The 14,983-nt window shown below is 71.8% G+C and carries 13 protein-coding genes; 9 read left to right on the forward strand and 4 right to left on the reverse strand.

Features of this window, described 5'->3' with window-relative positions:
* Window positions 1–16 precede the first annotated feature (16 nt).
* Window positions 17–1,750: a BACON domain-containing protein gene (locus AQJ58_RS31510; protein ID WP_067256336.1), complete on the reverse strand. Its 1,734-nt coding sequence runs from the start codon at window positions 1,748–1,750 to the stop codon at window positions 17–19.
* 237 nt (window positions 1,751–1,987) lie between these two features.
* Between AQJ58_RS31510 and radA the strand changes: the two genes are divergently transcribed.
* Window positions 1,988–3,397 carry a DNA repair protein RadA gene (gene radA, locus AQJ58_RS31515; protein WP_067256338.1) on the forward strand — a complete coding sequence of 470 codons (1,410 nt, stop codon included), beginning with the start codon at window positions 1,988–1,990 and terminating at the stop codon, window positions 3,395–3,397.
* Between the two features lie 81 nt (window positions 3,398–3,478).
* Window positions 3,479–4,603: a DNA integrity scanning diadenylate cyclase DisA gene (gene disA / locus AQJ58_RS31520; RefSeq protein ID WP_067256340.1), complete on the forward strand. Its 1,125-nt coding sequence runs from the start codon at window positions 3,479–3,481 to the stop codon at window positions 4,601–4,603.
* Window positions 4,604–4,729: 126 nt separating this feature from the next.
* On the opposite strand, the gene AQJ58_RS31525 is transcribed toward disA, so the two are convergent.
* Window positions 4,730–5,575, reverse strand: a complete 846-nt coding sequence (locus AQJ58_RS31525) for a hypothetical protein (protein ID WP_067256341.1) — start codon at window positions 5,573–5,575, stop codon at window positions 4,730–4,732.
* Window positions 5,576–5,838: 263 nt separating this feature from the next.
* On the opposite strand from AQJ58_RS31525, the gene AQJ58_RS31530 reads away from it, so the two are divergent.
* The 5 genes from AQJ58_RS31530 (at window position 5,839) to cseC (ending at window position 10,572) form a co-directional block, all read left to right on the forward strand.
* On the forward strand, window positions 5,839–6,762 hold the full coding sequence (locus AQJ58_RS31530; RefSeq protein ID WP_067256343.1) for an HhH-GPD family protein: 924 nt from the start codon (window positions 5,839–5,841) through the stop codon (window positions 6,760–6,762).
* A gap of 310 nt (window positions 6,763–7,072) precedes the next feature.
* Complete coding sequence (locus AQJ58_RS31535; protein ID WP_067256344.1) at window positions 7,073–7,615, forward strand: SigE family RNA polymerase sigma factor; 543 nt, start codon at window positions 7,073–7,075, stop codon at window positions 7,613–7,615.
* Complete coding sequence (locus AQJ58_RS31540; protein ID WP_067256346.1) at window positions 7,600–8,289, forward strand: hypothetical protein; 690 nt, start codon at window positions 7,600–7,602, stop codon at window positions 8,287–8,289. The genes AQJ58_RS31535 and AQJ58_RS31540 overlap by 16 nt, the downstream gene beginning before the upstream one ends.
* 228 nt (window positions 8,290–8,517) lie before the next feature.
* The gene (gene cseB / locus AQJ58_RS31545) at window positions 8,518–9,216 is read left to right on the forward strand and encodes a two-component system response regulator CseB (protein WP_067256348.1); all 699 of its coding nucleotides are present in this window, start codon (window positions 8,518–8,520) and stop codon (window positions 9,214–9,216) included.
* Between the two features lie 21 nt (window positions 9,217–9,237).
* Window positions 9,238–10,572, forward strand: a complete 1,335-nt coding sequence (gene cseC / locus AQJ58_RS31550) for a two-component system sensor histidine kinase CseC (RefSeq protein WP_199844735.1) — start codon at window positions 9,238–9,240, stop codon at window positions 10,570–10,572.
* A gap of 302 nt (window positions 10,573–10,874) precedes the next feature.
* On the opposite strand, the gene AQJ58_RS31555 is transcribed toward cseC, so the two are convergent.
* Window positions 10,875–12,449, reverse strand: coding sequence for an MDR family MFS transporter (locus AQJ58_RS31555; RefSeq protein WP_067256351.1), 1,575 nt, complete (start codon window positions 12,447–12,449; stop codon window positions 10,875–10,877).
* 135 nt (window positions 12,450–12,584) lie between these two features.
* Here AQJ58_RS31555 and AQJ58_RS31560 point away from each other — a divergent pair, with 135 nt between their 5' ends.
* Entirely contained in the window at window positions 12,585–13,172 is a 588-nt protein-coding gene (locus tag AQJ58_RS31560; RefSeq protein ID WP_067256353.1) for a TetR/AcrR family transcriptional regulator, read from the forward strand.
* Window positions 13,173–13,185: 13 nt separating this feature from the next.
* On the opposite strand, the gene AQJ58_RS31565 is transcribed toward AQJ58_RS31560, so the two are convergent.
* Window positions 13,186–13,755, reverse strand: coding sequence for a M23 family metallopeptidase (locus tag AQJ58_RS31565; RefSeq protein ID WP_067256356.1), 570 nt, complete (start codon window positions 13,753–13,755; stop codon window positions 13,186–13,188).
* Window positions 13,756–14,288: 533 nt separating this feature from the next.
* On the opposite strand from AQJ58_RS31565, the gene AQJ58_RS31570 reads away from it, so the two are divergent.
* Window positions 14,289–14,921, forward strand: a complete 633-nt coding sequence (locus AQJ58_RS31570; protein ID WP_067256357.1) for an HAD family acid phosphatase — start codon at window positions 14,289–14,291, stop codon at window positions 14,919–14,921.
* Window positions 14,922–14,983 lie beyond the last annotated feature (62 nt).

A 14,983-nucleotide genomic window follows, 5' to 3' on the forward strand; every position in this document is an offset into this window, starting at 1 on the left:
AGGTGGCGGGCCTCGCCTACGTGGTGGGGCTCGTCGTGCCGTCGTCGGGCGGGGGCGGGGTCGAGGTCTCCGGGGCGGTCGGGGAGTCGCTCGCGGAAGGCTGAGGATCGGAGCTGGGCGGGGGCGTGCTCGGGGTGGGGTCCGGAGCGGGCGGAACGGAAGGATCCGGGTCCGGCCGGGAGGTCGGCGGGGCCGGGGTGCCCGGGCGGGTGCCCTCGCCGGGGCCGGGGGCCGGGCCGGACGGGGGGCCGTAGCCCTCGATGGTGACCACGGCGCCCGCCGGGGCGATCGCCACGCGCGCGTGCCAGTGTCCGGACGGTTCGCGCAGGGGGTCGACGTACGCCTTGATCGTCACCGACTCGCTGGGGTGCAGGGTGCCGGCGGCACGGCTGAGATAGATCCAGGAGGCCCCGGTGGAGGCGGACCAGCGGACGGGGCCGGCGGCGTCCCGGGCGGCGGTGAGGGTGATCAGTGTGGTGTCGGCGCTGGTGACGGCGCTCACGGTCAGCCGCTTCGCGTCACTCGCGCCGATCCCGGCGACGCTGACGACCTCCACGGAGACATCCGGCTCGGGGTCCTTGCCGAAGCCGGTGGCGGGTCTGGTCCTGGCGTTCCCCGCGTTCTCGTAGCCGCTCGTCCCCTCGCCGTCCGGGCTGCCGGGGCCGTGCGCCTCGCCGGCACTGGCCGAGCGGCCGTCGGCGTCCTCGGCGGGGGCGCTCCGGTAGGCCGCCCACAGGGCGAGCACGGGGGCCGCGACGACGGTGGCGACGACGGTGGTCGTGACGGCACGGGCGCGCAGCCGGTCGCGCCGGGCGGCGCGGTCCTTGGGGTCCATCGGGAAGCCCCGCCGGTCGAACCGGGGCGCGGCGGCTCCCCGCGCGCGGGTGAAGTGCGTCATGGCGACCCGCAGGGCGGGACGGGGCGCCTCCAGGACGGGCAGCTCGGCGGGGGTGACCCCGACGCCGGGCCAGCGGCCGGGGGCGGCGCGCTCGGCGGCCCGCCGGCAGCGGGGGCAGTCGTCGACGTGCCGGACGAGTTCGCGGCGCAGGGTGGCGCTGAGGACGAGCTGGTGCTCGCCGGTGAGGCGGGCCACTCCCGGGCAGCCGCCGGTCTCCACCACGGCGAGGGCCGCGCGGGTGCGCTCGACCTCGCAGGCGGCCGAGGCGAGCAGCTCACGGGCGGCGGCGTGGTCCATGCCGAGGACGGCGGCGACCTCGTCGGCGGCGAGGTGGTGGCGGACGGCGAGTTCGAGGGCCTCGCGCTGCTCGGGGGTGGTGCCGGCCGCCTCCGGCCAGGCGAGCAGGGCGAGTTCGCGGCGCCGCTCCTCCTGGAGGCCGTCGGGTGCGGCGGGGCTGTGCGGGTCGGGGGTGCCGGGGTGTGCGCCGGACGCGCGCTCGGCCGCGGTGCGCCCGGCCGTATGGGCGCTCTGGCGCTTCTGTCTGGCCTCGGCCAGCTTGCGCAGGCAGGCCCAGCGGGCCAGTGCGTACAGCCAGGCCCTGCGCTCCGCGGCCTCCGGGATGCGCTGCCCGCGCCGCTCGGCGAGGGCGAGGACGTCCCCGAGGGCGGCGGTGGCCGCGTCGTGGTCGCACAGCGCGGACAGACAGTAGGTGAACAGTCCGTCCAGGTAGGGCTCGTAGCGCGCGGGCGGGCGCTGCGCGAGCGTGCGCCCCGCGGCGCGGTCGCGCGCCTCCCGGTGCGCCCGGTGCGCGCCGGTCGTGCGGGTCGAGATCTCGGGGCTGCTGCTCATCACCCGTGGACCGTAGGCGGCGCGGAACGGGCTCTTCTCGCCCCTTGAGTCCTTTTAATCCGTACGGGTGAAACGATCCCTCATAAGGGGACAGGAACGGGGCATTCCGTGGCTCGTTCGTGAGGGGGCGTGGCCGGATCACAGGGGGTGTCCGGATTCTCCGCAGGTGTCCGGGCGCAGGGGCGGGCCGGTTGTCCACAGGCCGGCCCGGCTGTCGGTGGCGGCGGTTACGGTTTCCCCATGGCTGCCCGTACGAAGACCACCAAGGACCGCCCGTCCTACCGCTGCACCGAATGCGGCTGGCAGACGGCCAAGTGGCTCGGCCGCTGCCCCGAGTGCCAGGCCTGGGGCACGATCGAGGAGTACGGCACGCCCGCGGTCCGGACGACGGCACCGGGGCGGGTCACCACCTCCGCCGTGCCGATCGGCCAGGTGGACGGACGGCAGGCGACCGCCCGCCCGACCGGTGTGCCGGAGCTGGACCGCGTGCTCGGCGGCGGTCTGGTGCCCGGCGCGGTGGTGCTGCTCGCCGGCGAGCCGGGCGTCGGCAAGTCGACCCTGCTGCTGGACGTGGCGGCGAAGTCGGCGAGTGACGAACACCGCACCCTGTACGTGACGGGCGAGGAGTCCGCGAGCCAGGTGCGGCTGCGCGCCGACCGGATCAACGCCATCGACGACCATCTGTACCTGGCGGCCGAGACCGATCTGGCCGCCGTCCTCGGCCACTTGGACGCGGTCAAGCCGTCGCTGCTGATCCTCGACTCGGTGCAGACGGTCGCCTCCCCCGAGATCGACGGGGCGCCGGGCGGCATGGCCCAGGTGCGCGAGGTCGCCGGCGCCCTGATCCGCGCCTCGAAGGAACGCGGCATGTCCACGCTGCTGGTGGGCCATGTCACGAAGGACGGCGCGATCGCGGGGCCCCGCCTGCTGGAGCACCTGGTGGACGTCGTCCTGCACTTCGAGGGCGACCGGCACGCGCGCCTGCGTCTGGTACGCGGCGTGAAGAACCGGTACGGCGCGACGGACGAGGTCGGCTGCTTCGAGCTGCACGACGAGGGCATCACCGGCCTCGCCGACCCCAGTGGACTTTTCCTGACCAGACGTGATGAACCGGTCCCCGGTACCTGTCTGACCGTCACCCTGGAGGGCCGCCGCCCACTGGTCGCCGAGGTCCAGGCGCTGACCGTCGACTCCCAGATCCCCTCGCCCCGGCGCACCACCTCCGGTCTGGAGACGTCCCGGGTCTCGATGATGCTGGCCGTGCTGGAGCAGCGGGGGCGGATCAGCGCGCTCGGCAAGCGGGACATCTACTCGGCGACGGTCGGCGGGGTGAAGCTCTCCGAGCCCGCTGCGGACCTGGCGATCGCGCTGGCCCTGGCCTCCGCGGCGAGCGACACCCCCCTGCCGAAGAACCTGGTGGCGATCGGCGAGGTCGGTCTCGCGGGCGAGGTCAGACGGGTCACGGGCGTCCAGCGCAGACTGGCCGAGGCGCACCGGCTGGGCTTCACGCACGCGCTCGTACCGGGCGATCCCGGCAGGACCCCGCCCGGCATGAAGGTCCTCGAAGTCGCCGACATGGGGGACGCGCTGCGAGTGCTGCCGAGGTCGCGTCGCCGAGAGGCCCCACGGGAGACGGAGGACCGCCGGTAGACTTTGCCCTGGTCCCGCCCGTCCGTACGAACCGAGTACGCGCACGGGAGCGCCCGAAGAACCTGCGACCGGAGGAGTGCAGTGGCAGCCAACGACCGGGCGGCAGCTCCCGGAAAGTCCGGTGGGAGTTCCCGTACCGAGAGCCTCATGCGTGCCGCCCTGAGCGCGGTGGCTCCGGGCACGGCCCTGCGCGACGGGCTCGAGCGGGTGCTCCGCGGCAACACCGGCGGGCTCATCGTGCTCGGCTCCGACAAGACCGTCGAGACGATGTCCACCGGCGGGTTCGTCCTGGACGTGGAGTTCACCGCCACCCGGCTGCGGGAGCTGTGCAAGCTCGACGGCGGCATCGTGGTCTCCTCCGACCTGTCGAAGATCCTGCGGGCCGGCGTCCAGCTGGTCCCGGACCCCACGATCCCCACGGAGGAGACGGGCACCCGGCACCGCACCGCGGACCGCGTCTCCAAGCAGGTCGGCTTCCCGGTCGTCTCGGTCTCCCAGTCGATGCGGCTGATCGCCCTGTACGTGGACGGCCAGCGCCGCGTGCTGGAGGACTCGGCCGCGATCCTGTCCCGCGCCAACCAGGCCCTCGCCACCCTGGAGCGCTACAAGCTCCGGCTGGACGAGGTCGCGGGCACGCTGTCGGCGCTGGAGATCGAGGACCTGGTGACGGTCCGGGACGTCTCCGCGGTGGCCCAGCGCCTGGAGATGGTGCGCCGTATCGCCACCGAGATCGCCGAGTACGTGGTCGAACTGGGCACCGACGGCCGTCTGCTGGCGCTCCAGCTGGACGAGCTGATCGCGGGGGTGGAGCCGGAGCGCGAGCTGGTGGTCCGGGACTACGTCCCGGAGCCCACCGCCAAGCGCTCCCGCACGGTCGACGAGGCGCTGTCCGAGCTGGACGCCCTCACCCATGCCGAGCTGCTCGAACTGTCCACGGTGGCACGCGCGTTGGGCTACACCGGCTCGCCCGAGGCGCTGGACTCGGCGGTCTCCCCGCGCGGTTTCCGCCTCCTCGCCAAGGTGCCCCGGCTGCCCGGCGCCATCATCGACCGGCTGGTGGAGCACTTCGGCAGCCTGCAGAAGCTGCTCGCCGCCAGCGTCGACGACCTCCAGACGGTCGACGGCGTGGGCGAGGCCCGGGCCCGCAGCGTCCGCGAGGGCCTGTCGAGGCTGGCGGAGTCGTCGATCCTGGAGCGCTACGTCTGACGGCGTCCGCCGACCGTCGCCGGGGCCGGTTGCGCACGTGGCGCCGCCTGCCGGGCGACGCCCGGAACACACTCCGGACGCCCGCGGCCGCTCTCGCACGAGGGCCGGCGACTCCTCGAACGCGGACTAGTCGGCCGCGAGCACGAACGACGTCTGTGCCGTGGCGAACCCCGGAGCCTTCGCCTCCACCAGGTACGTCCCCGCGCCGGCCACGCCCGCCGGAGGCGTCGCGCACTCGGCGGCACTCGGCTTGCGGTCCCACTTCAGCGTGTAGGTGAAGTCCCCACCGGCCGGCACCCGGTACAGCAGGCTCCCCGGCGCCTTCGGGCAGTCGGCCGAGGACCAGTAGTCGTCCTCGCTCCCCGCCTTCGTGATCGTCAGCACCGCCGTCTTCGGTCCGAGGTCGACCTTGCAGTCGCTGGCGGAGGAGTTCTTCGCGACGAGCTGGAAGGTGGGCGTCTCATCGGGCGAGTAGGAGTTCCGGACGCTGCGCAGGGTCAACCTCACCACGCTGGCGGTGCAGTTGGGCAGGGTCGTACCGGCCGGGAGGGTCGCGCTCGAACCGCCGCCGTTGGCCCCGTCGTCCGTGCCGCCGCCGCCCGTGCCCGAGCCGTCGGACCCCGAACCGCCGGCCCCGGAGCCTCCGGCCCCGGAGCCTCCGCCGCCCGAACCGGTGTCCGAGCCCGACCCGGATCCCGGGTCCGAGCCCTCGGTGGCGCCCCCGCTCGACTCGTCGCGCCCGCCCGGCGCCTGGCTGATGGCGGGACCCGAACCGGACGGCCCCGGCGTGATCGAGGACGCGGGATTCTTTCCGCCGGATCCCTTCGCGTCGTGAGAGCCGCCACCGTCGTCGGAGGTGACGAACCAGGTGACGACCAGCGCCAACAGGGCCATCACGGACAGCAGTACGACCCTCCGGCGCCAGTAGATGGAGGAGGGAAGCGGCCCGATCGGATTGCGCAGAGATCCCACGGCGCAAACTGTACGAGAGATCGCCGCCTCAACCGGCCCCACCCGCCGCCCGGAGTACAACTTTTCCGGATCATCATCCCGGACTCCGCATCCCTGCCCCCGACTTCACCCTGGGTACCGGTGCCCGGCGCCCCGCGGAGGCGCCGCCTGTGCCGGTGGCCACGACCGGGGCGCGCGGTACAGGGCCACGCTCCCGGCCGGCCACCCGGACGAGTGGCGATACGCACGCCTGCCCCATCACCCATGGCAGGATCGGAAGGGCCATGACTGCGCCCACGAAGCCCCCGCACCGCAGCCCCGCCGACGACACCGCCGGCGCGGACCTGCACTCCCCCGTCATCGACTGGTTCCAGGACAACGCCCGCGACCTGCCCTGGCGGCACCCCGAGGCCGGCGCATGGGGCGTGATGGTCAGCGAGTTCATGCTCCAGCAGACGCCGGTCAGCCGCGTCCTGCCGGTCTACGAGCAGTGGCTCGCCCGCTGGCCGCGCCCCGCCGACCTGGCCGCGGAGGCCCCCGGCGAGGCCGTACGCGCGTGGGGGCGGCTCGGCTACCCGCGCCGCGCCCTGCGGCTGCACGGCGCGGCGGTGGCCATAACGGAACGGCACGGGGGCGACGTACCGGCGGACCACGCGCAGCTGCTCGCGCTGCCCGGTATCGGCGAGTACACGGCCGCCGCGGTCGCCTCCTTCGCGTACGGGCAGCGGCACGCCGTGCTGGACACCAACGTCCGCCGGGTCCTCGCCCGGGCCGTCACGGGCGTGCGCTACCCGCCGAACGCCACCACGGCCGCCGAGCGCAAGCTGGCCCGTGCCCTGCTGCCCGAGGACGAGCGGACCGCCGCCCGCTGGGCCGCCGCCTCGATGGAGCTGGGCGCGCTGGTGTGCACGGCGAAGAACGAGACCTGTGTGCGCTGCCCGATCGCCGCACAGTGCGCGTGGCGGCTCGCGGGCAAGCCGGAGCACGAGGGTCCGCCGCGCCGCGGCCAGACGTACGCCGGTACGGACCGGCAGGTACGCGGCAAGCTGCTCGCCGTACTGCGGGAGGCGCACGCGCCCGTGCCGCAGGCGGCGCTGGACCGGGTGTGGCGCGAGCCGGTGCAGCGCGCGCGGGCCCTGGACGGGCTCGTGGCGGACGGACTCGTGGAGCCGCTGCCGGACGGTCTGTACCGTCTGCCGCTCACCTGACACACAGTCATGTCACAGACGGCGGGCTTCGTTGCCGGCTTCGTTACGGCCCCGGCCCGTCGTCTGTCACATTCGACGGCCGTACAAATCGGCATATACACCTACTCTCCGGCCCGCTCCTCTACCCAGAACCCGGTTCCGTTACACAACCGACGGACAGCCGCGCGCTAGCCGCAGGCTGCTCCGCACAGCCCCGTGACAACAGCTCCGTAGCTTCGTTTGCGTGCCCACCGAGGGCACGACGGCGACAGACCACGCGGGTCCGGCGGACGACCGCGCGCCGCAAACGGGGTAGACGGAGGGGTTGACCATGGCGCAGGGCGAGGTGCTCGAGTTCGAGGAGTACGTCCGCACCCGGCAGGACGCGCTGCTGCGCAGCGCCCGCCGACTGGTCCCGGACCCGGTTGACGCGCAGGACCTGCTGCAGACGGCGCTGGCACGGACGTACGGCCGCTGGGAGGGCATCGCGGACAAGCGGCTCGCGGACGCCTATCTGCGCCGGGTCATGATCAACACCCGGACCGAGTGGTGGCGGGCCCGCAAGCTGGAGGAAGTCCCCACCGAGCAGCTCCCTGACGCCTGCATCGACGACTCCACCGAACAGCACGCGGACCGCGCCCTGCTGATGGACGCGATGAAGGTGCTCGCTCCGAAGCAGCGAAGCGTCGTCGTGCTGCGACACTGGGAGCAGATGTCCACGGAGGAGACGGCCGCCGCCCTCGGCATGTCCGCGGGAACGGTCAAGAGCACGCTGCACCGGGCGCTCGCCCGGCTCCGCGAGGAGCTGGAGGCCCGCGATCTGGACGCACGCGCGCTGGAGCGTGAGGAGCGGGAGCGTTGCGTGGCGGCCTGACCGGGGCCGGGCCGACACCGGCCCAGGCGGGGCTCACAGCGGCCCGAGGGACCTTCCAGGCGGCGATCACGGTGGTGACCGTGCTCGCCGCCCTCGCCCTTTTCGTCTCCGCGTGCGCCACCGGCGGCACCGGCACCCGTGACGAGGGCCCCGCGCACGCCGACGCGATGGCCGGCGCCGCGACGACGACGCCCTGGGAGGCCGCGCCCACCCACACCCCCTCCCGGGTGGACGCGGTCCAGCTCGTCAGGGCCGACCCCGAGGTCTCGGTGGAGGTCAAGGGCGCGCTGAAGCCGTGCGTCGGCGACGAGTACCCGGTCGACGTCTCCTACGGCGATCTGACCGGCGGTCCCGTCAAGGACATCGTGGTGAACGTGCTGACCTGCGGCGACGCGGTCGGGGTCGGCTCGTACGTGTACCGGGAGGAGGACGGCCGGTACGAGAACGTCTTCAAGACCGAGGAGCCCCCGGTCTACGCGGAGATAGACCGCGGCGACCTCGTGGTGACCAAGCAGGTGTACGCGAAGGGCGACTCCTTCTCCAGCCCGTCCGGCGAGAACGTGATCACCTACCGCTGGACCAGCGCGGATCACTTCGTCAAGGAGTTCACCATCCACAACGAGTACAGCAGCATGGTGGACGGGGACCCGACACCGGTGCCCGGGACCGGCTGACCTCGGGTTCCGGGCGGACCGGAAAATTCTCCGGAACCCGTGAACCGATCGGGCCGCCCGAACCGATCAATGAGTGGGCGCGCCGGGAGTGAACGCGGCGGAGGCCTCCGGCGTCCCCACAAGGGGGCACCCGGACAGCAGTGCGACGCCCGAGGACACGCATCACCGACGCATCACCGACGACGCACCACCGACGCACCACCGAACACGAGGACTGAGAGCACCGGGATGGCAGACCAGACCCACGTCCTGTTCGTCGAGGACGACGACGTCATCCGCGAGGCCACCCAGCTCGCCCTGGAGCGGGACGGCTTCGCGGTCACCGCGATGCCGGACGGCCTGTCCGGCCTGGACGCGTTCCGCGCCGACCGCCCCGACATCGCCCTGCTGGATGTCATGGTGCCCGGCCTGGACGGCGTCAGCCTGTGCCGGCGCATCCGGGACGAGTCCACCGTGCCCGTGATCATGCTGTCGGCGCGCGCCGACTCCATCGACGTCGTCCTGGGCCTGGAGGCCGGCGCCGACGACTACGTGACCAAGCCGTTCGACGGCGCCGTCCTGGTCGCCCGGATCCGCGCGGTGCTGCGCCGCTTCGGGCACGCGGGCGGCGGGGACCGGACCGAGGAGACCGCGCCTGCGGGCGGGGTGCTGACCTTCGGCGACCTGGAGGTCGACACCGAGGGCATGGAGGTGCGCAGGGCGGGCCGGCCGGTGGCCCTGACGCCGACCGAGATGCGGCTGCTGCTGGAGTTCTCCTCCGCCCCCGGCACGGTCCTGTCGCGGGACAAGCTCCTGGAGCGCGTCTGGGACTACGGCTGGGGCGGGGACACCCGCGTCGTGGACGTCCATGTGCAGCGGCTGCGGACCAAGATCGGCCAGGACCGCATCGAGACGGTCCGTGGCTTCGGCTACAAGTTGAAGGCCTGAGCGGGTGGGGGTGTGAGGGGGATGATCCGGCACCTGGTTCCGGACCGCGCACAGGGCGCGGGCATCCATACCGGTCTGCGGTGGAAGCTGAGCGCGGCGATCGCGCTGGTCGGCGCGCTGGTGGCGATCGCACTCAGCCTCGTCGTGCACAACGCGGCCCGGGTCTCGATGCTGGACAACGCGCGCGACCTCGCGGACGAGCGCATCCGGATCGCCCAGCACAACTTCGAGATGACCGGGCGGCCCAACTTCCCCCAGATCAAGATCGACGACTCCCGGCTGCCGTGGGAGGTGCGGGAGAAGGCCGCGCAGGGCCGCCGGGTGACGTACGTGTCCGACCGCCCGGGGGGCACGCCGGACATCTGGGCGGCGGTGCCGCTGAAGGACGGGCGGGTGATGTCCCTGCACACCGGTTTCACCGACCGGAGCACCGACATCCTCAAGGACCTCGACCAGGCGCTGGTGATCGGTTCGATCGCGGTCGTGTTCGGCGGCAGCGCGCTCGGGGTGCTCATCGGCGGACAGCTCTCGCGCCGGCTGCGCAAGGCGGCGGCAGCGGCCCACCAGGTCGCCAAGGGCGAGTCCGACGTCCGGGTGCGGGACGCGATCGGCGGGGTCGTCCGGGACGAGACCGACGATCTGGCGAACGCGGTGGACGCCATGGCCGACGCGCTCCAGCAGCGGCTGGAGGCCGAGCGGCGGGTCACCGCCGACATCGCGCACGAACTGCGCACCCCGGTCACCGGTCTGCTGACCGCGGCCGAGCTGCTGCCGCCGGGCCGGCCGACCGAGCTGGTCCTGGACCGGGCGAAGGCCATGCGCACGCTCGTGGAGGACGTCCTGGAGGTGGCCCGGCTGGACAGCGCCTCGGAGCGGGCGGAGTTGCAGGACCTCCTGCTGGGCGAGTTCGTCGAGCGGCGGGTGGCGGCCAAGGACCCGGAGGTCGAGGTGCGGGTCGTGCATGAGTCGATGGTCACGACCGACCCCCGCCGTCTGGAGCGGGTCCTGTTCAACCTCCTCGCCAATGCCGCCCGGCACGGCAAGCCGCCGATCCAGGTCACCGTCGAGGGCCGGGTGATCCGCGTCCGCGACCACGGCCCCGGGTTCCCCGAGGACCTGCTGGCCGAGGGCCCGAGCCGGTTCCGCACCGGCAGCGCCGACCGGGCGGGGCAGGGCCACGGCCTCGGCCTGACCATCGCGGCGGGCCAGGCCCGGGTCCTCGGCGCCCGTCTCACCTTCCGCAACGTCCGCCCGGCCGGGGCGCCGAAGCACATAGCGGCCGAGGGCGCGGTGGCGGTCCTGTGGCTCCCCGAGCACGCACCGACGAGCACGGGAAGCTACCCGATGATGCCTTAGCGGGCCACGACGGTGCCCGGTACCGGACACGAGCAGGCGGGGTCAGGTTCTGGCCGGGAGACCGGCAAGGATCCAGCCAGCAGGCCGCAGGCCGCAGGCCGCAGGCCGCAGGCCGCAGGGATCCGGCCGCAGGCCGCAGGCCGCAGGGATCCGGCCGCAGGGATCCGGCCCGGAGACCGGCAAGGATCCAAGTGGGGAGACCGGCGAGGATCCGGCCCGGAGGCCGGCAGGCCGCGGCGGTGGGGGGTATGTGGTGAAGGCCCCCGGGGCGGACACCCGGGGGCCTTCGTGGGAATGCTCTGTCAGACGGCCTCGACGACCGGCGGAGTCACGGTCGTCGGCTCCTCGTCCGCCTTCTGCGGCCCGGCCCCCTTGAGCGGGACCTCCTTGACGAACACGGCGGCGATCAGCGCGGCCACCGCGACGACCGAGCCCAGCAGGAAGGCCGAGTGGGTACCGGCGGACACCGCGTGCTGGTAGGCCTCGCGGGCCACGGCCGGCAGCTTGGCCAGGCTGGCGGCGTCCAGCTGCGCCGACTGCTCGGTGATCTTCGAGCCGAGGGCGCCGGCCCGCTCGGCCATGACGTCCTGGACGCGGTGGTTGAACAGCGCGCCCATGATCGCGACACCGAAGGAGGAGCCGAGCGTACGGAACAGGGTGGTGGAGGACGAGGCGACGCCCATGTCCTTCATCTCCACGCTGTTCTGCGCGACCAGCATGGTGATCTGCATCAGACAGCCCATGCCCAGACCGACGACGGCCATGAAGACGCCGGAGGTGAAGCGGGAGGTGCCGGTGTCCATCGTGGACAGCAGGTAGAGGCCGATGACCATCAGGACGCTGCCGACGACGGGGAAGACCTTGTACTTGCCGGTGTTGGTGGTGATGCGGCCCGCGACCATGGAGGTGACGAGCATCGCGCCGAGCATCGGCAGGAGCAGCAGCCCGGAGTTGGTGGCGGAGGCGCCCTGTACGGACTGCTGGTAGAGCGGCAGGAACAGGGTGGCGCCGAACATCACGAAGCCGGTGATGAAGCCGATGACGGACATCAGGGTGAAGTTGCGGCTGCGGAAGATGTGCAGCGGCACGATCGGCTCGGCGGCCCTGGTCTGCCAGAACACGAACCCGATGAGGGAGGCGACGCCGATCCCGATCAGTTCCATGATCCGCGCGGAGGTCCAGGCGTACTCCGTGCCGCCCCAGGTGGTGACGAGGACGATCGAGGTGATGCCCACGGTGAGCAGCACGACACCGAGATAGTCGATGCCGGCCTTGGCCCGCTTCTTCGGCAGGTGCAGGACGGCGCTGATCGCGGAGAGGGCGATCACACCGAGCGGCAGGTTGATGTAGAAGGACCAGCGCCAGCCCCAGTTGTCGGTGATGGTGCCGCCGACGAGCGGGCCGCCGATCATCGCGAGCGCCATGACGCCGGCCATCATGCCCTGGTACTTGCCGCGCTCACGGGGCGGGATCAGGTCGCCGATGATCGCCATGACGCCGACCATCAGACCGCCGGCGCCGAGGCCCTGCACGGCGCGGAAGCCGATGAGCTGGCCCATGTTCTGGGCCATGCCGCTGAGCGCGGAGCCGATCAGGAAGATCACGATCGAGGTCATGAAGGCGCCCTTGCGCCCGTACATGTCGCCGAGCTTGCCCCAGATCGGGGTGGCCGCGGCGGTCGCGAGGGTGTAGGCGGTCACGACCCAGGAGAGGTGCTCCAGGCCTCCGAGTTCGCCGACGATCGTCGGCATCGCGGTGCCGACGATCATGTTGTCCAGCATCGCCAGCATCATCGTGATCATCAGGGCGAGCAGGACGACCCGCACGCTCTTGGGTTGTTTCTCCGGTTCGGTCTCGATCGTCTGGGTGTCCGCCATTGATTCCACTCCCCTGGGCACTGCTTCGGGCCGCCCACTTACTTGCCGCCCGGCTAGTTCACTACACTGAGGAAAGTAGACCTGTCACTAGCCGGTCGTCAAGTAAGTTTCCGTGGGAGCGCGAGGAGTACGAGGATGGACGGCACCATGGACGGGACCAAGCAGCAGCGCCGCGGCAACACGCGCCAGCGCATCCAGGATGTCGCGCTCGAGCTCTTCGCCGAACAGGGGTACGAGAAGACCTCCCTCCGCGAGATCGCGGAGCGGCTGGAGGTCACGAAGGCGGCCCTGTACTACCACTTCAAGACCAAGGAAGAGATCATCGTCAGCATCTTCACGGATCTGACGAAACCGATCGAAGACCTGATCGAGTGGGGCGCGAGCCAGCCGCCCACGCTGGAGACCAAGCAGGAACTCGTCCGGCGCTACAGCCGCGCCCTCGCCGAGGCGACCCCGCTCTTCCGCTTCATGCAGGAGAACCAGGCGACGGTACGGGAGCTGCAGATCGGCGACTCGTTCAAGGACCGGATGCGCGCGCTGCGGGACATCATCATCGACCCGGACGCCCCGCTCACCGACCAGGTCCGCTGCGTGAGTGCGATCTTCACGCTGCACGCCGGGATGTTCTTCCTCCAGGACCTCGAAGGCGACCCGGAGGACAAGCGCGCAGCCGTCCTGGAGGTCGCCGTCGATCTCGTGACCCAGGCGCATCAGGGCGCCTGATCACCTGTCACCGTCAGACGGTCAGCCCGTGGGCGCGCAGGAAGGTGACCGGGTCGATCGCGGAGCCGTAGTTGGCGGTCTTGCGGATCTCGAAGTGCAGGTGGGGACCGCTGGAGTTGCCGGTGTTGCCGGACAGGGCGATGCGCTGACCGGTCTTCACTATCTGGCCGGCCTTCACGTCGATGTGCGACAGGTGCGCGTACTGCGAGTAGGTGCCGTTGCCGTGCTTGATGACGATGGCGTTGCCGTAGGCCGGGCCGTCACCGGCGCCGTTGCCGCCGGCCTTGACCACGGTGCCGCCGTGGGCGGCGACGACCTTGGTGCCGCTCGGGACGGCGAAGTCCTGGCCGCTGTGGGTGGACTGCCACATGGCGCCGGCCTGGTGGAAGGTCGCGGACTTGGTGTAGTGCGCCACCGGCTTGACCCAGGTGGTGGCGGAGACGGCCGTCTTCGCGGCGGGCACGGCGGCGGACGCCACCCCGCTCCCCAGCACGACCGTGGCACCCAGGGCGGCGGCCCCGACGGCCACGCGGGTGCGGAGCAGGGACGTACGGGAAGAACGGGACGTGACGCGCTGGAACATGAGGACCTCGTGGGTTCGGGGACAGGAAGACCACCCGGCGCGAGAACGCCTGCCGGGTGGGCCATCCCTTGGTAACCCCGAGGGCGATGCACCCCCAAATGTGTGACGTACGACGGAAGCTAGTACTTCACCCCGGAAATCCCGTCTTCTTGACAGTTGGGCCGAGACGCCCCATTTGGCGCCGATCCATGCCGGAGGCCGGGCCACCCTCAGGCGTTCTGAGCGCTATGTCCTTTTTGCCAGATTTTGCATTGCCACTATCCGCGCTAGTAGGCCGCCGATGACCTGTGCCGCTTGTCACCGACCGCCCGCCGCAAGGGACTTCGGGATGTGACCGACGCTACTCGCCTGCCCCTTGGGGGACTTGTGACCCCGGTCACGAATGATGCACGGGTCTGTGAGCGGGGTCTCACCGAGCCTTACCGTCCAGTAACCCGCAGGTTTCCCCCGGTAACCCGTTGGTTCCCCGCAGGCCATCCCCACAGCACAGCATGCCCACGACAGGCAGGCCAGGACGCGAGAGGACCCCACACATGACCACCACCACCTGGAAGCGCCGCATAGCCATGACGGTCGCGGCGACGGCAGCCGTCACCGCCATGGCCGTCCCGGCGGGCGCCCAGGCGGCTACGGCCACCAGCACCTCCACCGTCGCCTCCGCGGCCGCGGAGAACGTCGACTACGCCACCTGGCAGGCCGACTGCCAGTCGGTGATGAACGAGGCCCTGCCCTATCTGAAGCAGCGCATCGCCGCCGCCCAGACCGGCGAGAAGCAGGCGATCGTCTTCGACATCGACAACACGACGCTGGAGAGCGACTTCGGCTTCAGCTACCCGGCGCCGGCCAACAAGCCGGTCCTCGCCGTCGCCAAGTACGCCCAGGAGCACGGCGTGGCGCTGTTCTTCGTCACCGCCCGGCCGGACATCATCGGCGCGTTCACCGACTACAACCTCAAGTACGTCGGCTACAAGGTCTCCGGGCTCTACGTCCGCAATCTGATCGACCTCTTCAAGGACGTCGCCGCCTACAAGACCGCCCAGCGCGTCGACATCGAGAAGAAGGGCTACACGATCATCGCGAACATCGGCAACAGCGCCACCGACCTCTCGGGCGGCCACGCCGAGAAGACGTACAAGCTGCCGGACTACAACGGACAGCTCTCCTGACGCACGGCACGCACCACACGTGACAGTGACACACGCGACAAAGGGGCTGCCCCGGGACGCGA

The organism is Streptomyces sp. DSM 15324 (genome assembly GCF_001514285.1).
Taxonomy (GTDB): Bacteria; Actinomycetota; Actinomycetes; order Streptomycetales; family Streptomycetaceae; genus Streptomyces.